This is a genomic window from Undibacterium sp. Ji83W, assembly GCF_049340385.1.
GTDB lineage: Bacteria > Pseudomonadota > Gammaproteobacteria > Burkholderiales > Burkholderiaceae_D > Undibacterium.
Genome location: NZ_JBMPOZ010000031.1, coordinates 1 through 18,526, shown reverse-complemented (window position 1 = coordinate 18,526; position 18,526 = coordinate 1). Strand labels below are relative to the sequence as shown.

The window sequence follows — 18,526 nt, the reverse complement described above, 5'->3', positions numbered from 1 at the left end:
TCAAATCGATGCGAATCCTTACTGCTATTCCAATCTGCATAGTCTTGCGAGCAGAGCAGGCTGCGTTGAATAGTGGGGGTAGCATTATCATTTTTTTTGAGGGGTACGTGAATGGATGACTTTCCAGGCGACGAAATTGAAAGCGGTGAAGAAAGTAATGGTTTTGTACCTGCTGTTGTCGATTTTTTGAAAACTTATCTTCTTCATCCAACTTCTGCTCTCAAGAAAAATGTTGCCAAGGCATTTGGGCAAATGCTAAAAATTCCGAATTCGCATATAGATGGGCAGTCAGCAGTTAATAAAGCCATGTATGACGCACGTGTTGATGTCATAAAAGCGACTGGCAAGAAATTGGCAAAGTCAATCAAGATTGACGAAGACTTGGCTGCAATCGCAACAAACACTTACGCAGGAAAAATATTGCGGCAACAGGTAAATACGACAAAAATTCTTCAACACACTGCTGACGAGATTGAAAAACTCCCACCAATTCCAGAGAATAAAACTGTGGAGGATATCAGTGACGATTGGCTAAATGCTTTTGAGGCCGAAGCAGTCAATATGAGCAGTGAACACATGCAAATGCATTTCGGTAAGATTCTTGCAGGAGAAATACACAAGCCCGGTTCATACTCTATTCGAACCATTAAGCTAATGTCTCAATTGGACAATCGTGCAGCTATCTTGTTCAGAAAACTTTGCTCTCTCACTTGCACAATGTCTATACCGGAACGAGTTATTGACTCAAGGGTTATTGCAATTGGAGACTCCGCCCAATCTAACGGACTCGCTGCTTTTGGTTTGTCGTTTAACGATTTGAACATCTTGTTTGAATACGGCTTGATCATCGGCGATTATAATTCTTATATGCAGTATTTTGAAACGGTTGCTAGTGAAGGAAATGGACCCAAAATCCCTATCAGATATATGGATATCAATTATGCGCTAGTTTCAAAAACAGAGATCACATTGCAGAGTCTTATCGATTTTAAAATATATGGTGTTGCACTGAGTGCTGCGGGTAAAGAGCTTCTGAATATCGTCGAAACAGTAGAGAATGAGGAATATTCTAAAGTTTTAACAGCCTACTTTGATCAAAGAGGTTTCAAATTGGCCTTGGTAGTGTGAATGATGCAAAATGACCCAAATCCCAAATATTTAGCCCGCGTATCTACCGAAAATTATGTTTGAAAATTTTTCTATGTCATTCCCTTCTGAGAGGAACGTAAAAAATACTATTGATGTACCTAGATTTGTTAAATTTGTAGAGACAGAACTCAGTGCGCACGTTCCAGCGGAAGTCATCGCCTTTTGGGAGCGTGTCGGTGCAGGATACCTGGGAGACAGGCTTTTATATGTTTTCGGGGACGGCATAACTCCACAGCCAAGAGACTCATTTCAGGATTGGAATAAAAAAGACTTTTGGCGCGCTGTATATCCTGCTCCACAGCAGGGTGGGCCAGTTTTTTTTGCAGAAACTTGCTTCGGTGATCAGTTGGGTTTCAGATGGGATGGCGAACGTGTTGTGTATGTGCTTTTTTGTATAGATACGTTTGAAGCTTTTACGGTTGCAGAGAATGGAACAGAGCTTTTTGCCCATGTTTTAAATGATAGGTATGCGTTTTTAGATGAGCAACGCTTTCAAGCGGCGATCAAAACGCTTGGCCCATTGAAAACTGGAATGCATTACGCCCCCATAGTGAGCCCGATGCTTGGCGGTTCTGGCGACGCTAGTAATTTATGCTTTGAGACGCCCAATGTCCATTTTCGAACGGCGATTGCCAATTATACGAGACTAACGATTTAGCCAGTTTTCGACTGCTTCAAGATTTAGCTTTTTGATGGGGCCTTGTTTGCCCGGACGTTTTTGCGTTGCTTGCGAGGTGCGTAGGCTGGATGCGGGTTAATCGCTGGCGATCTTAGAGTACGCCCAAATACAAAAAGCCCTTGGAATCATCCAAGGGCTTTTCATATTCATGGCGGAGAAGGGGGGATTCGAACCCCCGGTAGGGATAAACCTACGCACGCTTTCCAGGCGTGTGACTTAAACCACTCATCCACCTCTCCTGCATTCGCTAAAACTTGCCGTAACAGCGAAGTCCGCTATTCTAGCAAAGCAAACTTCATTATGGAAGCTTTTTTCTTGTTTTTTGTAAATCTTGCTATGGGTTAAGTCAGGCACCCAGCCATGGCAGGCCGTTTTGGCACCAGCCGCCTACGGTTTTTCTGTGGCCTTGTTCGTCCTTGTCGCCTTCAAAGCCTTGCAGGATGTCGAAGCAGTTGGCGTAGCCGTTTTCACTTGCCAGCTTGGCACCGTGACGTGAGCGTACTCCGGAGCGGCAGAGGAAGAGGATGATGCTGTCCTTGTCGGGCACACTGGCTTGCAGTTGTGCGAGAAAGTCGGGGTTGGGTGTGCCGCCTGGGTAGAGGCTCCATTGCACGGCCAGGTGTTGGGCTTCGCTGATGTTGACCCTGCCTACCCAGTCGCGCTCTGCATTGGTGCGTACATCGACAAGTAATATTTTGCTGTCATTTTGCAGTAGCGCAAAGGCTTCTTGCGGGCTGACTGCGCCTGCGTATGGCAGAGCTTGTTCCTGGCCGCGTTGGCGTGCTGTTTGCAGGGTTAGTTCTGTGGACATGGTGGTTCCCTTAATGAAATCGTGATTGCAAAAAAGTACTTCTGGCTTGCCCACTAGTTTATAGTAAATCGGCACTGGGTTTGCCGTACAGATAACCCTGGTAGGAAAGACAGCCCTGCTGCTGCAGGAAGTCGCGCTGGGCTGCTGTCTCTACGCCTTCGGCAATGACTGCCAGACCCAGGCTTTGGCCAAGGGCGATGATGGTCTTGGTGATGACTGCGTCATTGTTGTTGCTGAGGATGTCGCGCACAAAGGACTGGTCTATCTTGAGCTGGTCCAGCGGCAGGCGTTTGAGATAGGAGAGGGATGAGTAGCCGGTGCCAAAGTCATCCAATGAAAAACCTACGCCTCTGGCCTTTAGCTGGTTCATCTTGTCTATGGTTTCTTCTATATTATCGATGAGCAGGCTTTCTGTCAGTTCGAGTTTGAGTTTGCTGGCGTCGATGTTGTAGTGGGCGATGTTATCCAGCACTTGCGCGACAAAGTCGCTTTGCCTGAATTGGCGGGCGCTGACATTCACGGCCAGGGTCAGGTGTTGTTTGCTTGCGGTTTTTTGCCATGCGGCTAGCGTTGCGCAAGCGGTTTTTAATATCCAGGCACCCAGGATGAGGATGAGACCTGATTCTTCTGCCAGTGGAATAAAGTCAGAGGGTGGCACCAGGCCTTTTTGTGGATGCTGCCATCGCACCAGGGCTTCGGCACCTGTCACTTGCCCGGTGCTGCTGACTTGTGGCTGATAATATAAAACGAATTGCTCCTGTTGCAGGCCCAGGCGCATGTCGGCTTCCAGCGTTGCGCGGGTATTGACGATATCGAGCATGTCTTTGTCAAAGAAGCGGAAAGTATTGCCACCGCTGGATTTGGCTTCGTACATGGCGACTTCAACTTGCTTGAGCAGTTCTTCGGCTGAGGTGTTTTGTTTGTCAAACAGGGTGATGCCTATGCTGGCGCTGCTGTGGAATTCGGCATGATCAAGATCGTAGGCTGCAGCCAGGTCTGCGAGGATCTTGGTGGCGATCATTTGTGTTTCTATGGCAGTTTCGCGGATGTTGTCGCCGAGTTCTTCGAGTAACAGCACAAACTCATCACCACCATAGCGTGCCAGGGTGTCGCCCTTGCGTATGCTGTGGGCCAGGCGTTTTGCGGCAACTTGCAAGAGCATGTCGCCTTTGCCGTGGCCGCTACTGTCATTGATGGTTTTGAAATTATCGAGGTCAAGAAACAGTATTGCGCCATACAGGTTACTGCGGCTCTTTGCCAGCAGGCTGTGTTGCAGGCGATCTATCAATAGCCTGCGGTTTGCCAGGCCGGTCAGCGGGTCGTGATAGGCCAGATGTTCCAGCTTTGCTTCAGCAGCTTTTCTTTGGGTGATGTCGAGCATGGTGGCGACATAGTTGATGACTTTGCCGCTTGGGTTCTTGACTGCGGTAATGGTTAGCCATTCTGGATAGACTTCGCCATTTTTTCTGCGATTCCAGATTTCGCCTTGCCAATAGGCGTTGGTGTCAAGTTGTTTGCTCATGTCTTCATAATACGCAGTGCCGTGCAGGCCAGATTTGAGCAGGCTGGTTTGTTTGCCCAGAGCTTCTTCCCGGTTATAGCCAGTGATGCGGGTGAAGGCAAGGTTGACACGTAAGATGGTACGGTGTTGGTCGGTGATAACCATGCCTTCCTGCGCCTCAAAGGCAATGGCGGCAATGCGCAAGTCTTCTTCTACATGTCTGCGTTTCGCACGTTGCCAGCAGATGATTTTTTTGAGGCGTTGTTTTTGTTCAAGCGCTTCTTGCAGCAACTTGACCAGTTTTAGTGTGAGAGCAGTGCTTGCCAGTATGGCCAGAACAAAACTCAGGGCGGTAAGCACAAGCGGCTTTCGCGGGCAGGGGTGGGGCAGCATAATAAATATGGGGATAAAGTATTCAATGGCAGGTTCTGGTTCTGGTTGTTATAGATTCTGTACAAGATCCTTGGGGCGATGCGTGACGAACCTGGCAAAGATGCGATAGTCTAAATGAGCACCAATTTGATATTGATCTATGCGGGCAAAAGTTGATTTTGATCAAGCTTGTTTATTTTGCATGGTGGCAATATGAAAGGCTGTTGCTAACAAATCGTTTTTTTTGCCGCACCTGAAAAGCGCACCAAAATTATGCAAAATAATGATTTTCTTTAAAATTTGCACCAAAATAGTAATTTTTACGTAGTGCGCATTATTTTGGTGCGTTACATGATTTGGCATAATCCTATGTCGTTTCTACTTTCGACAAGAAAACGCCACAAAAACAAGCATTTAACAAATTTCGGATTTATATATGACTGATCTGGATGATGGCATGGTTTCTGCTATTATCCCCGGTGAGTTGAGCCGCCGGGTAAATGTTGTTGGTAAGTTGTAAATAAGGGCAATAAGACAAGGATTGTCTGTTGGTCAATATTACGCAAAACTGGCAGGCGCAGCACTCAGCAATTTCCGAATTTATTTTTTAGCTCTCAGAGGAGTTTCACATGGCAATGACAGCCGCAGAAGTCTTGAAAATGGCGAAAGATAACGAAGTCAAATTCGTTGATTTTCGCTTTGCTGATACCCGAGGCAAAGAACAGCACGTAACTGTTCCAGTTTCCCAGTTCGACATCGATAAATTCGAATCTGGCCACGCATTCGACGGCTCGTCCATCGCTGGCTGGAAAGGTATCGAAGCATCCGACATGTTGTTGATGCCTGATCCATCTACTGCCAATATTGATCCTTTCTTTGAAGAAACCACATTGTTCATGCAATGTGACGTGATCGAGCCATCTGATGGCAAGGGCTATGACCGCGATCCACGTTCCATCGCGAAACGTGCTGAAGCGTATTTGAAATCATCTGGCATTGGTGATACAGCTTACTTTGGCCCGGAACCAGAATTCTTCATTTTCGACAGCGTACGCTGGAAAGTGGACATGTCTGGCTGCTTCGTCAAGATTGATTCTGACGAAGCTTCCTGGACTACAGGCGAAAAACTGGAAGGCGGCAATACTGGCCATCGTCCTACGGTTAAAGGCGGTTACTTCCCGGTTCCTCCAGTCGACAGCTTTCAGGACATGCGTTCTGAAATGTGCCTGATCCTGGAATCCCTGGGTATCCCGGTTGAAGTGCATCACCATGAAGTGGCTGGCGCTGGTCAAAATGAGATCGGTACCAAGTTCTCTACGCTGGTAGAGCGCGCCGACTGGACACAAAACCTGAAATACGTAGTCTGGAATGTTGCCCATACCTACGGCAAGACAGCGACTTTCATGCCTAAGCCTATCGTTGGCGACAACGGTTCTGGCATGCACGTACATCAATCCATCTGGAAAGATGGCAAAAACCTGTTTGCTGGCGACGGCTATGCTGGTTTGTCTGATTTCGCCCTGTACTACATCGGCGGTATCATCAAGCATGCCAAAGCATTGAATGCGATCACTAATCCAGGTACCAACTCTTACAAGCGTCTGGTTCCAGGTTATGAAGCTCCAGTAAAACTGGCTTACTCTGCACGTAACCGTTCTGCTTCCATCCGTATTCCTTACGTTGCCAATCCAAAAGGTCGTCGTATTGAAACACGTTTCCCTGATCCACTGGCTAACCCATACCTGTGCTTCTCTGCACTGATGATGGCAGGTCTGGATGGCGTACAGAACAAGATCCATCCTGGCGAAGCAGCCAGCAAAGATCTGTACCATTTGCCACCAGAAGAAGATGCATTGATCCCAACAGTGTGCGCTTCTTTGGAAGAAGCACTGGATGCATTGAACAAAGACCGCGAGTTCCTGACACGTGGTGGTGTATTCAGCGACAGCATGATCGATGCCTACATTGATTTGAAAATGCAAGAAGTACAACGCTATCGCATGACAACTCACCCTGTCGAATTTGACATGTACTATTCTCTGTAATTACTCTCTGTAATCAGGGTAAAAGCACAAAAAAGCGGGGGTAACCCCGCTTTTTTTGTTACAAATGCTAATTTGTTCGTAATTGTGTTGCACGGCTGCATGACATACACTTACAGTCTATCAATGACTATTGCTTATTTATGAACCGACTCTTGTCAGGATTGCTTCTCTTTATTGGCGTGCATGCCTATGCGCATGCACAGGCTGAGGTGTATCTGTGCGTCGACGATAATGGCAAAAAAGAATACAAGAACACCGGCGCCGTCAAAGGTTGCAAGAAAGTGGATTTGCAGGGCATCACGGTGCTTCCTGCGCCAACACCACCTGCCGCTGGCAAAAAGCCGCAGGGCAAGCCTGCCAGCAGCCCCAGCGATTTCCCCAAGGTAGACGACAGTACGCAAAAGGCCAGGGATTCTGATCGTAAACAGATTTTGATGGATGAGTTGAAGACTGAAGAGCAAAAACTGGCGAACATCAAGAAAGAATACAATAATGGTGAGCCTGAGCGTCGTGGTGATGAAAGAAATTTCGCCAAATATCAGGAACGCACCAATTTGATGAAAGAAGACATTAGCCGCACCGAAAAAAACATAGAAGCACTGAAACGTGAAATTGCCAATGCGAAATAAGTTGCCCGTGTGAACGGCAAATATGCTGTTCGGGCATGATGCTTGCGTAAAGGTCGCTCTGTGCGGCCTTTTTTTATGGACAAGTTTTGAAAACTCCACTTACCTCATTTGCCGGGCTAGATCTGCTGACTTCAGCCGTGATTGTGCTGGATGCTGAAGGCTGCATTTTATTTGCCAATGCCGCTGCTGAAAATCTGCTCGATTCTTCCTTCAAATCACTCACGCATTTAAAGTTGACTGACCTGTTCCTGAATGGACAGGAATTGAATGCCGTCTTCCATCAGGCAGTGGCTCATCAGTTTGCGGACAAGCGTCAGGACTTGACGCTGGAGCGGGCAGGGCGGGATGCTTTGCATGTGCACAGCATAGTCACTGCACTCGACAATCCAGAGACGCCGGTGCTGATAGAACTGCGTGAAAATGTACAGCAGCTCAAGCTCGACAGGGAAGAGCGCATGCTCGACCAGAGCAAGGCCAACAAAGAGTTGATCCGTAATCTGGCGCATGAGATCAAGAATCCCCTCGGTGGCATACGGGGCGCAGCGCAATTGCTGGAGCTGGAATTACCCGAGCGCCACTTGCGCGAATTGCGTGAGTACACCCAGGTCATCATCAAGGAAGCTGACAGATTGCAGACTCTGGTGGATCGTCTGTTGGCACCACATCGTTTGCCACATATCGTCGGTGACGTGAATATCCATGAGGTGTGCGAGCGTGTGCGCAGCCTTATCGTTGCTGAGTTTCCACAGGGGCTGACGATAGGGCGCGACTATGACTTATCGATACCTGAATTTCGTGGTGACAAAGAACAGCTGATACAGACAGTGTTAAACATTGCCCACAATGCGGCGCAAGCCCTGAATGAAAGAATCAGGCAGGGCGACGCCGTGCTGACTTTCAAGTCGCGCGTGGTGCGCCAGATCACTTTGGCCAAGGTTCGTTACAGGCTGGCATTAGACTTGCATATCATTGATAACGGTCCGGGCATCCCACCTGAGATTCGCAATCGTATTTTCTATCCCCTGGTATCAGGCAAGGAAGGCGGTAGCGGTTTGGGGTTGACGCTGGCACAAACTTTCGTTGAACAACACATGGGTGTCATCGAATGCGAGAGCCGGCCAGGATGTACGGATTTCCGGATACTGATACCACTACCTTAAATAAGGGTGTGGCAAAGTGGCGGCACCAAAAGTGCTCCTTCTATCGATATGCTTAACACAGACTGCAAAACGACAATATGAAACCAATCTGGATAGTGGACGACGATGATTCAATTCGCTGGGTGCTGGAAAAGGCCCTGGCGAGAGAAAATCTGGCAACCCGCAGCTTCACCAATGCAAGAGATGCGATGAATGCCTTGCAAAGCGATACGCCGCAAGTGCTGGTGTCTGATATACGCATGCACGGCGCATCCGGCCTTGAACTCTTGCAAACCGTCAAAGCCAAATATCCTGGCTTGCCTGTGATTATCATGACGGCGTTTTCTGATCTGGAGTCCGCAGTGGCTGCATTTCAGGGCGGTGCTTTTGAATACCTGGCCAAGCCTTTTGACCTGGACAAGGCAGTAGAGCTGATACGCCGTGCCATGGATGAGAGCCTGCGTGAATCCAGTGTAGAGCAAAGCATGTCTGAAACGCCTGAGATACTTGGTCAGGCACCTGCCATGCAAGATGTGTTTCGCGCGATAGGCAGATTGTCACAATCGAATGTGACGGTGCTGATCACGGGCGAATCAGGCAGTGGTAAAGAGTTGGTAGCGCGTGCCTTGCATAAACATAGCCCGCGTTCTTCTCAACCTTTCATCGCCCTGAATACCGCAGCGATCCCCAAGGATTTGCTGGAGTCTGAATTATTTGGTCATGAACGTGGCGCTTTTACTGGTGCGCAAACCACGCGCCGTGGCCGCTTTGAGCAGGCCGAGGGCGGCACGCTGTTCCTTGATGAAATTGGCGACATGCCTTTTGATTTGCAAACGCGCTTGTTGCGGGTTTTGTCGGATGGCCATTTTTATCGCGTTGGCGGCCACCAGCCTATGAAGGCGAATGTGCGCGTGATCGCAGCGACTCATCAAAATCTGGAAACCCGCGTCAAAGACGGCTTGTTCCGTGAAGACTTGTATCATCGCCTGAACGTCATCCGCCTGCGCCTGCCTAGTCTGCGTGAGCGTCGCGAAGATATTCCGCTGTTGACTAAATATTTCTTGAACCAGAGTGCCAAGCAATTGGGTGTGGATGTCAAGCGTATGTCCGAACCGGCATTGCAATTTTTGTCCAGCCTTGATTTTCCGGGTAATGTCCGCCAATTGGAAAACCTGTGCAACTGGATCACCGTTATGGCACCAGGCCAGACTGTGGAAGTGCCTGATCTGCCACAGGATCTGGTACCGATTGCAATAGGTGCGGTAAGTGCAGTTCAGACGCCAGTTAGCAGTAGTGTTAATGAAGCATATGGCAGGAGTAGTGAACATTTGCCAGGCCAGCCTGTACAAATCAATGGCAGTGCCTATCCAGAAAAACCGGTATACCGCAGTGGCGAAAGCTGGGTTTCTTTGCTGGAAGCAGAGGCAACGGCCATGCTGGCAGAAGGACAGTCAGAAGTTATCGACAAACTGGGTCGTTGTTTTGAATCTGTCGTCATCAAGGCTGCATTGCGTCATACCCATGGCCGCAAGAATGATGCCGCGATACGTCTGGGCATAGGCAGGAATACCATCACCCGCAAAATTCAGGAACTGGGGATAGATGGGGTAAAGGACGAGTAAGTACTCAGAGTAACTACTCAATATGAAGAAGTGAAAATAGTGGTTGCAGATTGCAGCCACTATTCTTTTTTAGGACTTACGCAAAATTGTCCCAGCAAGGCGTCAGCGACGAAGACAGTACTTTAGTACGGCTAGGAGCTGCAACGCAGCTGGGGCGGTTTTGCGTAAGTCCTATTTAGAAGTTACGCCAGAGTGCAAAGCTCAGCAGGCAAAAGAAAGCCGCCACAATATCATCCCACATGACACCAAAGCCACCTTTGAAGCGGCGGTCAAAATAGCCTATCGGTGGCGGCTTGACCATGTCAAAGAACCGGAAGCCTATAAACGCCCACAACTGGGTTTGCCAATCAGCAGGTACGATGAATAGCAGTACCAGCCAAAAGGCAATGATTTCATCCCACACCATGCTGCCATGATCGGCAATACCCATGTTTTTGCCAGTGACATGACAAGCCCAGACACCAGCAGCAAAGCCAATGACGATGATGGCAAGCCAGTTAATGGTTGTGAATACTTCAGGCCAGCGGCTGGATAATACATAAAAACTCAGCCACGCAAACAGGGTGCCCGATGTTCCGGGCATGACGGGTGACAAACCGCTGCCAAAACCCTGAGCCAGAATATGGGCAGGGTGTCGCATCATGAAGCGCCAGCCGGGGTGGGTGACGATGGCTGTCTGGCCTTGTTCTAAAGTGGTCATGGATTGACGAAGTGATCGAAAGATTTATATTGCAGCTGCACTGGTTTGCCATCTTCATCAACCAAACGCAAACCAGTATCTGCTTCTATCTGGCCTATGCGCGTGACAGCAGTTTGCGATTTTGCTGCTGCTGCGATGACTTGCTGCCTGTTGCTGGCGGGAGCTGTAAAGCACAGTTCATAATCATCCCCACCATTCAGCGTAAATTGCCTGCGCAGTTGCTGTGGTTGCGTTTGCAAGACCGGGCCAGCAGGCAACAAATCAATAAACAGGCTGGCACCAACTTGTGATTTTTCCAGGATATGACCCAGATCACCGGCCAGACCATCAGAAATATCCAGTGCCGCATGGGCAATACCACGCAAGGCCATGCCCAGTGCAATACGCGGGCTGGGTTGGTGCATGCGTGTTGCAGCCAATTGATGATCAGACTCGCTGAGTGCGATTTCATTCCAGTAGCCCGCTAAAGCCAGGCGGGCATCACCCAAGGTGCCTGACACCCAGATGTCATCGCCAACTTTGGCCGCATCGCGGCGCAGGGCAGTGCCGGGTGGCAGCTCACCAAAAATTGTGATGCATATATTTAAGGGGCCTTTTGTGGTGTCGCCGCCTATCAGGTGACAGCCATATTCATCAGCCAGCGCCAGCAAGCCGCGTGAAAATTCTGCCAGCCAATCCTGGTTTGCTTCGGGTAGTGACAATGCCAGGGTAAAGCCCAGTGGAGCAGCACCCATGGCGGCCAGGTCAGACAAATTCACAGCCAGGCATTTATGACCCAGCTTGTACGGGTCAGCATCCGGGAAAAAATGACGGCCAGATACCAGCATGTCGCTGGAAATGGCCATCTGCATGCCGGGACTGGGATTGAGCAGGGCGCAATCGTCCCCTATGCCGAGGGCGATGCGGCTGTCATGAATGCTGTGCTGCGCAAAGTAGCGCTTGATGAGATCAAATTCGGAAAGCATGCGCGCATTGTACCTAAGCTGACTCAGGATTCAAGATAAACCCCAGCACCCTCGGTACTGTGCGCTTGCCTAATTCAGCTCAGCCGGGTTGCTTGTGCTTCTGTTAATTCTGCAATCAGTGCATTTCTCGATTTGGCATCTTGTGGGGCAACTGCAAAGCCATGCAATTTTTTGCCCTCGTCAAAGTAGCGGCTGGTGGTAACGCCATCCGCATGATCTGATTCCCACGAGCCTGATTTGCTGACAGCAAACGCAGGCGGGATCAATGCAACCGGGTAGCTGGGGGTCTTGACCAGCACTGCGGAAGGCTTCATGTCTATGCTGGTCAGTTGGCCTGTCAGACTTAGCGCAATTGCTCGCGCTGCAGTCATGATGGGGGCGACATAGGGCATCAGGCTTTGGCTGCCATCTGCTTGCTTGTATTGCGCACAATCACCAAGGGCAAATATGCCAGGCGCACTGGTCTGACCGTATTCATTGATAATAATGCCGCGATCCGTTTGCAATTGTGCTGCCTGCGCCAGACGTATATCGGCACGCAAGCCTACTGCAGACAAGACGACATCAGTGTTAAAACTCTCTCCATTGGACAAAGTTACCTGTAAGGTATTATCCAGCACATCAATCTGGCTGGCAGTTGTACCCAGTTTGAGCTGTACACCTTTTGCACTCAGGGCAGCTTGCAAGCCTTGTGAAATAGCTGTCGGTGCCAGCGCAGCGAGCGGCAGGGCGTTTGGGTCTATCAAGGTAACTTCATGCCCCGCGCTGGCCAGGTCATCGCTGAATTCACAACCTATCAAACCAGCGCCCAGTATCGTGACCCTGGCCTTGTCACCAGCTTGCGCCAGCTTGTCGCGAAACACCGCATAGTCAGCCAGGTTATTGACCGACAAAACGCGGTCTGCCGCGTTGCCAGCGATGGGCAGGCGTATGGCTTGCGCACCGAGCGCCAGCACCAGTTGGGCATAATCAAAATCACCCACTTTGGTTTGTATGGTCTGCGCCTCTGTATTGATGCCGTTCACCTGAGTTTTAGTCAGGATAGTGGCAGTCAGTTCGGCTGCCATCTGATCTACTGTTTTGCTTTGCAATTGTTGCGGCTGCTTTCCCATTGCAAAAGCATTCGACAGCATGGGCTTGGAATAAAAGCCGCCATCATCACCAGTGAAGATCAGCAAGGGCGTGGTTTTATCGAGCTTGCGGAATTCTCTGGCGGCTGTATAACCAGCCAGGCCGGAACCGATGATGGCGATGGGTTTCATGACTGCCTCAAATTTCTATCATGTCAAAATCAGCTTTGGCAACGCCGCAATCAGGGCATTCCCAGTCTGCTGGAATATCATCCCAGCGTGTGCCTGCGGCGATGCCTTCTTCCGGCAAGCCTTTGGATTCTTCATAGATAAAGCCGCATACGATGCATTGGTAAGTTTTCATAATGTCCTCTGTATTTTTTAATTGAATGTTTTTCGGGGGCTCAGGCCTGATTGGCTTCCAGCACTGCACGGTAGTGATTGGCATGGCGTTCTTCTACCTTGGCCAGTGCAGCAAAGCGTTTCGCCGCGATTTCTAAAGTCCGCTTAAAGTTTTCAGCGTGTTCCTTAGATTCTGCGATTTGCTCATCGTATTCAGCGACAGCAGCCTGGTTGCCTTCTTCCACAGCGAGATGGCGGAATTTTGGGTACATTTCTGTGTATTCATAAGTCTCACCTTCGATAGCAATTTCCAGGGCACGTTGTGGTGTCAGCTGGCTTTTGGGATACAGCAAATCCAGATGTCCAAAGGCATGCATGACTTCCTGATCAGCGGTTGCTTCAAATGCTTCTGCAATTTCTATCGCACCCGCTTCACGCGCCAGTTTGGCGAAATAGCGGTATTTGATATGGGCCATGGATTCACCTGCAAAAGCGGATTCAAGGTTCTGGATGGTGACGGATGGGTTTGCCTGGGTGCTCATAATGCTCTCCTTGGTTATTTGCGGATGTTGTTTGCATTTGCTATCAACGTGAGACAGATCATAGATTTTAATAATTGATTTGAAAAGATAATTGATTTTATCGATTCGATAGTTAAGGGCTATGTATTTTTGCCTAACAGAATAAATTGCATTTGGTTATGCTTGAAAAGCATAAGAGTCGTACAAATACGTATAAAGTTAGAGGGTTCCCTCTGCTAGAATCTCTACTAGTAAGATTTCCGTAAGCAAAAAAATAGAAAGAAGGTCAAGCACATGGATTCGTCAGATCAAAAAGAGCAAATACGTCAACAATTGCGTCAGGCAGCGCTGGAATATCATGAATTTCCGACTCCTGGCAAAATCAGTGTCACTGCTACCAAGCAACTGACGAATCAACGTGATCTGGCTTTGGCGTATTCCCCTGGTGTAGCTGCGCCATGTGAAGAAATCGTCGCAGATCCAACTGCTGCATTCAAATACACTGCCCGTGGCAATCTGGTGGGTGTGATTACCAACGGTACCGCAGTGCTGGGCCTGGGTAATATCGGCCCGCTGGCATCCAAGCCGGTGATGGAAGGCAAGGGCGTGCTGTTCAAGAAATTTGCCGGCATTGATGTATTCGATATTGAAATCAGTGAATCTGACCCTGACAAACTGGTCGACATCATTGCTTCACTTGAGCCTACATTTGGCGGCATCAATCTGGAAGACATCAAAGCGCCAGAATGCTTTTATATAGAACGCAAACTGCGTGAGCGCATGAAGATACCAGTCTTTCATGATGACCAGCATGGCACAGCGATCATAGTTGGCGCAGCTATTCTGAATGGCTTGAAGGTTGTTGGTAAAACTATCAAAAATACCAAGCTGGTGGTATCTGGAGCAGGTGCAGCAGCGCTGGCCTGTCTGGATTTGATCGTTGATCTTGGTTTTCCTCTGGAAAATATATTCGTTACTGATCTGGCTGGCGTGGTTTATAAAGGCCGTGTTGAGTTGATGGACCCGGACAAAGAACGCTTCGCGCAAGAAACATCTGCCCGCAGCCTGCGTGATGTCATGCCTGATGCAGATATTTTCCTGGGTTTGTCCGCTGCAGGCGTGCTGAAACAGGATATGGTCAAGCTGATGGCACCAAATCCTCTGATCCTGGCTTTGGCTAACCCTACACCAGAAATCTTGCCTGAAGAAGTCAAGGCTGTACGTGATGATGCCATTATGGCGACAGGGCGTTCTGACTACCCGAATCAAGTTAATAATGTCCTGTGCTTCCCGTATATTTTCCGTGGGGCTCTGGATTGCGGCGCAACCACCATCACGCGTGAAATGGAAATTGCGGTCGTACATGCGATTGCCGAACTGGCGCAGGCAGAGCAATCAGACGTCGTTGCTTCTGCGTATGGCATCAGCAATCTGTCCTTTGGCCCTGAATACCTGATACCTAAACCTTTTGATCCTCGCCTGATGATCAAGATCGCGCCAGCTGTAGCGCGTGCGGCAGAAGAGTGCGGCGTGGCTGTGCGTCCTATCCAGGATATGCAGGCTTATGTAGAGAAGCTGCAGCAATTCGTCTATCACAGTGGTACTTTCATGAAGCCGCTGTTCCAGATCGCTAAAAAAGCACCGGCTGAACGCAAGCGTATTGTCTACGCCGAAGGTGAAGAAGAAAAAGTCTTGCGTGCAGTACAGGTTATCGTTGATGAGAAACTGGCAGCGCCTATTTTGGTGGGCCGTCCGCACATCCTCGACCAGCGCATAGAAAAATTTGGTTTGCGTCTCAAGGCAGGGGTTGATTTTGAAGTCATCAATCCTGAGCAAGATGACCGCTATCGCGACTACTGGCAGACCTATCACAAGATGACTGCCCGCAAAGGTGTGACCGAGCAATATGCCAAGCTGGAAATGCGCCGCCGCCATTCATTGATCGGCGCCATGATGATCCACAAGGGCGATGCTGACGGCATGATCTGCGGCACCTTTGGCACAACGGGCCTGCATTTGAATTACATCAATCAGGTATTGGGCAAGCGTGATGGCGTGAATGTCTATGCCGCCATGAATGGCCTGGTTTTGCCAGATCGCCAGTTGGTGTTGGTTGATACGCATGTCAATGAAAACCCGACGGCAGAACAAATTGCCGAGATCACGATTCTGGCTGCAGAAGAAATGCGTCGCTTTGGCCTGTTGCCTAAAGCGGCCTTGCTATCGCATTCCAATTTTGGTTCCAGCAATAGCGAATCTGCGCAAAAAATGCGTGCAGCATTGGCGATTATCCAGCGTGATGCGCCTGATCTTGAAGTAGATGGCGAAATGCATGGTGATACTGCACTTGATACCAGCTATCGCAAAAAAATGATGCCTGATTCGAATTTGAAGAGCGATGCCAATTTGCTCGTCATGCCAAATATCGATGCAGCAAATATTGCCTATAACCTGTTGAAAACAACAGCTGGTAATAATGTCGCGATTGGCCCCATCTTGCTGGGTTGCGCCAAGCCAGTGCACATATTGACGCCATCAGCGACAGTACGCCGCATCGTCAATATGACAGCCTTGTGTGTGGTGGACGTACTCGCACAGCGTTAATCTGTCATCCGATAAAAAAGCCAGCCTCGTTACAAGGCTGGCTTTTTTGTTTTTCAGTGCTCTTATTTAGTCTGCTTATTTAGCTTGCTTATTTAGCTTGTTTAACCGGTACCCGGCCAGTCGGTACAACATTCGACGCATGCAGGCAATGACCATGCTGGTCATCAAAGAACATATGTGGCTTGAAGGCAGCCAATACGGCAGACTTGTTGACGCCGCCCATGAAGAAGGTTTCATCAATCGCGATATTCCAGGCGCGCAATGTGCGTATCACCCTTTCATGGGCAGGTGAGGCACGGGCTGTCACCAGGGCAGTGCGTAGCGGGAAGGCGCGGCCATCGGGTGTCTTGAAATTATTCTGTAGGTACGATAAGGCCAGCAGCAACCTGGCGAAAGGCCCTTCCGGCAAAGGCTTCAAGGCATTTTCTCTTTCATGCTGCTCAAAGGCTTCCACGCCTTGTTCCTGATAGATGCGTTCAGATTCATCTGAAAAAATGACGGCATCGCCATCAAAGGCAATACGGATTTGCTCAGGGTCAGCAGCATTTTCCGGTAGTCGATATAACATCGCCGACGCTACGCCTGAATTGATAGCTGCTTGCACATCATCTTCATGCAAGGATAAAAACAGGCTGACATTAAAAGCCAGTAAGTAGGGGGCCAGTGGTGAACCACCTGATAAGGCTGCGCGTGTGATGTCCAGGCCATAGTGGGCGATGGAATTAAATATCCGCAAAGAAGTCTCGGACGAATTGCGCGACATGATGACCACTTCCACCAGTCTGTGGCCAGGTGTCAGTTCGTTGAGTTTTAATAGAGCTTTTACCAGCGCAAAACCTGCACCTGGTTTTAGTATACTGTTTTCTTCCTTGAGCTGATGCTGGCGATAAGTATCTAATCCCTGTTCCTGAAAAATGGTTTCTTCTGCTTCCAGATCAAATAACGCACGAGAAGAAATTCCTATGACGAGGAGATTGTCTAGCGAAAATGGCATATTGAATTGTTGTCTTGTTATTTGGTGACGGGATAAGCGGTTTTCTGTTCACATGGCCTGGCGAAACGTCAGATTGATTCTTTGTATTCCAAGTAGCGGATGCGCTGCCTCCTTGATTGGCGCAACACCATGGTAACGCAATCTGGCCGGGCCGCCCCAGACTACAACATCGCCATGTGCCAGATGATAGCGCTGGACGGCATCAGTGCGTTGCATGCCACCAAAAAGAAATGTCGCAGGTATCCCTAATGAGAAAGAGACGATAGGGGCACCCAAATTTTTTTCATCTTTATCCTGATGCAGACTAAGGCGTGACCTTGCCTGATATTGATTGATCAGGCAACTATCAGGTTTGAAACCAGGAAAACCAGCTTCTTGTGCCGCTTGCACGGCTAGTGAGTGAAAACTATCAGGCATGACGGGCCAGTACTCGCCATTTTCCGGATCATAAGCACTGTAACGATATCCATCGCTATCAGACACCCAGCCAACCTCACCACAGCAAGTCATCGCTACTGACATACGGTGACCATTAGGCGTGCGCATTTGCCGGAAAGGGTGCTTGCTTAATATGTGCTGTATGCCATCCATCAATGCAATTTCGTGACTCACTGAAAAGTGCCTCAGTATCACGGCACCTTCGCAAATGCTTTCTACCCAGGGTTGTACATCACCGGCATCGTCAAATAGTGAATAGTTCATTGCCTTACTTCTGTTTGCTCATCTCATATATAAGCGTAATTCATTTTTTGAAAGTTTGGCGCATAAAGAAAATTTCTCTTGCAAAGCAGGCGGGGGATTTGCTATAGTTCGCCTCCCGCTGAAGAGCGGGTGCAGAAAGTGAAGTAATTCTTGGTTCGAGCGAAAGAAATGACGCAAAAAGCCAGGGTCTGGAAATGTCCTGAAGTAGTTGAGATTGATTCTAAAAGATTTGATCTAAACGAAATAAAAAAACAGGGTGTTGACAGATAAAAAGAAGTGCTTCATAATCTCGTTTCTCTGCTGCTGACGCACACAACGCTGCGACGCAAAGCTGGATCGGAAGACGGTCTGGCAGGGTAGAAAAGAATTTGGTTCTTTAACAATTAACAGTCAATAAATGTGGGCACTTGGTGAAGCGCACCAATTCATTTCGGTGGATTGGAAAAGCTTAAATAATATAGCAAGTGTTCACAAGAAATAAAGCAAGACAATCTTCTAGCAATAGGAGATTGAACTGTCAGTATTTTGAGTGAGCGACACCGTTCGAAAGAACGGAGTTCAGAAATGAACACAAAACAGAGATTAAACTGAAGAGTTTGATCCTGGCTCAGATTGAACGCTGGCGGCATGCCTTACACATGCAAGTCGAACGGCAGCGCGGGGCAACCTGGCGGCGAGTGG

General features: G+C 48.9%; 16 protein-coding genes, 1 tRNA gene and 1 rRNA gene. 8 read left to right on the top strand and 10 right to left on the bottom strand.

Features of this window, described 5'->3' with window-relative positions; genetic code table 11:
* Window positions 1–111 precede the first annotated feature (111 nt).
* Entirely contained in the window at window positions 112–1,128 is a 1,017-nt protein-coding gene (locus ACO0LD_RS29565; RefSeq protein ID WP_423012711.1) for a DUF2806 domain-containing protein, read from the top strand.
* A gap of 55 nt (window positions 1,129–1,183) precedes the next feature.
* Window positions 1,184–1,807 carry a hypothetical protein gene (locus ACO0LD_RS29560; protein ID WP_423012709.1) on the top strand — a complete coding sequence of 208 codons (624 nt, stop codon included), beginning with the start codon at window positions 1,184–1,186 and terminating at the stop codon, window positions 1,805–1,807.
* Between the two features lie 170 nt (window positions 1,808–1,977).
* Here the strand turns inward: ACO0LD_RS29560 and ACO0LD_RS29555 are convergent.
* From ACO0LD_RS29555 to ACO0LD_RS29545, 3 genes are all read right to left on the bottom strand, one after another.
* Window positions 1,978–2,067 (bottom strand) — tRNA-Ser (locus ACO0LD_RS29555).
* A 107-nt stretch (window positions 2,068–2,174) separates the two neighbouring features.
* The gene (locus tag ACO0LD_RS29550) at window positions 2,175–2,639 is read right to left on the bottom strand and encodes a rhodanese-like domain-containing protein (RefSeq protein WP_423012707.1); all 465 of its coding nucleotides are present in this window, start codon (window positions 2,637–2,639) and stop codon (window positions 2,175–2,177) included.
* A gap of 58 nt (window positions 2,640–2,697) precedes the next feature.
* Entirely contained in the window at window positions 2,698–4,500 is a 1,803-nt protein-coding gene (locus ACO0LD_RS29545) for a putative bifunctional diguanylate cyclase/phosphodiesterase (protein ID WP_423012705.1), read from the bottom strand.
* A 641-nt stretch (window positions 4,501–5,141) separates the two neighbouring features.
* Between ACO0LD_RS29545 and glnA the strand changes: the two genes are divergently transcribed.
* From glnA to ntrC, 4 genes are all read left to right on the top strand, one after another.
* Window positions 5,142–6,557, top strand: a complete 1,416-nt coding sequence (gene glnA, locus ACO0LD_RS29540) for a type I glutamate--ammonia ligase (protein ID WP_423012703.1) — start codon at window positions 5,142–5,144, stop codon at window positions 6,555–6,557.
* Window positions 6,558–6,697: 140 nt separating this feature from the next.
* Window positions 6,698–7,186, top strand: coding sequence for a DUF4124 domain-containing protein (locus ACO0LD_RS29535; protein ID WP_423012701.1), 489 nt, complete (start codon window positions 6,698–6,700; stop codon window positions 7,184–7,186).
* Window positions 7,187–7,272: 86 nt separating this feature from the next.
* Window positions 7,273–8,346, top strand: coding sequence for a nitrogen regulation protein NR(II) (glnL, locus tag ACO0LD_RS29530; protein ID WP_423012699.1), 1,074 nt, complete (start codon window positions 7,273–7,275; stop codon window positions 8,344–8,346).
* A gap of 77 nt (window positions 8,347–8,423) precedes the next feature.
* Window positions 8,424–9,947, top strand: coding sequence for a nitrogen regulation protein NR(I) (ntrC, locus tag ACO0LD_RS29525; protein WP_423012697.1), 1,524 nt, complete (start codon window positions 8,424–8,426; stop codon window positions 9,945–9,947).
* 175 nt (window positions 9,948–10,122) lie between these two features.
* Here the strand turns inward: ntrC and ACO0LD_RS29520 are convergent, their stop codons facing one another.
* The 5 genes from ACO0LD_RS29520 to ACO0LD_RS29500 form a co-directional block, all read right to left on the bottom strand.
* Window positions 10,123–10,647 carry a phosphatidylglycerophosphatase A gene (locus tag ACO0LD_RS29520; RefSeq protein ID WP_423012695.1) on the bottom strand — a complete coding sequence of 175 codons (525 nt, stop codon included), beginning with the start codon at window positions 10,645–10,647 and terminating at the stop codon, window positions 10,123–10,125.
* On the bottom strand, window positions 10,644–11,612 hold the full coding sequence (gene thiL / locus ACO0LD_RS29515; protein ID WP_423012693.1) for a thiamine-phosphate kinase: 969 nt from the start codon (window positions 11,610–11,612) through the stop codon (window positions 10,644–10,646). Before thiL ends, ACO0LD_RS29520 begins: the two co-directional genes overlap by 4 nt.
* A gap of 74 nt (window positions 11,613–11,686) precedes the next feature.
* Window positions 11,687–12,874 carry an FAD-dependent oxidoreductase gene (locus ACO0LD_RS29510; RefSeq protein WP_423012691.1) on the bottom strand — a complete coding sequence of 396 codons (1,188 nt, stop codon included), beginning with the start codon at window positions 12,872–12,874 and terminating at the stop codon, window positions 11,687–11,689.
* A gap of 7 nt (window positions 12,875–12,881) precedes the next feature.
* On the bottom strand, window positions 12,882–13,046 hold the full coding sequence (locus ACO0LD_RS29505) for a rubredoxin (protein WP_110258335.1): 165 nt from the start codon (window positions 13,044–13,046) through the stop codon (window positions 12,882–12,884).
* Window positions 13,047–13,086: 40 nt separating this feature from the next.
* Window positions 13,087–13,566: a rubrerythrin family protein gene (locus ACO0LD_RS29500; RefSeq protein ID WP_422952300.1), complete on the bottom strand. Its 480-nt coding sequence runs from the start codon at window positions 13,564–13,566 to the stop codon at window positions 13,087–13,089.
* Window positions 13,567–13,839: 273 nt separating this feature from the next.
* Here ACO0LD_RS29500 and ACO0LD_RS29495 point away from each other — a divergent pair, with 273 nt between their 5' ends.
* On the top strand, window positions 13,840–16,149 hold the full coding sequence (locus ACO0LD_RS29495; protein WP_423012689.1) for an NADP-dependent malic enzyme: 2,310 nt from the start codon (window positions 13,840–13,842) through the stop codon (window positions 16,147–16,149).
* An 88-nt stretch (window positions 16,150–16,237) separates the two neighbouring features.
* Here the strand turns inward: ACO0LD_RS29495 and ACO0LD_RS29490 are convergent, their stop codons facing one another.
* Together ACO0LD_RS29490 and alkB are read right to left on the bottom strand one after the other, a co-directional pair.
* A complete protein-coding gene (locus ACO0LD_RS29490) occupies window positions 16,238–17,143 on the bottom strand; it encodes a 5'-nucleotidase (protein ID WP_423012687.1) in 906 nt (301 codons plus the stop codon).
* Between the two features lie 48 nt (window positions 17,144–17,191).
* Window positions 17,192–17,845: a DNA oxidative demethylase AlkB gene (gene alkB, locus ACO0LD_RS29485; protein ID WP_423012685.1), complete on the bottom strand. Its 654-nt coding sequence runs from the start codon at window positions 17,843–17,845 to the stop codon at window positions 17,192–17,194.
* A 584-nt stretch (window positions 17,846–18,429) separates the two neighbouring features.
* Here alkB and ACO0LD_RS29480 point away from each other — a divergent pair.
* Window positions 18,430–18,526, top strand: a 16S ribosomal RNA gene (locus ACO0LD_RS29480); the annotation flags it as partial.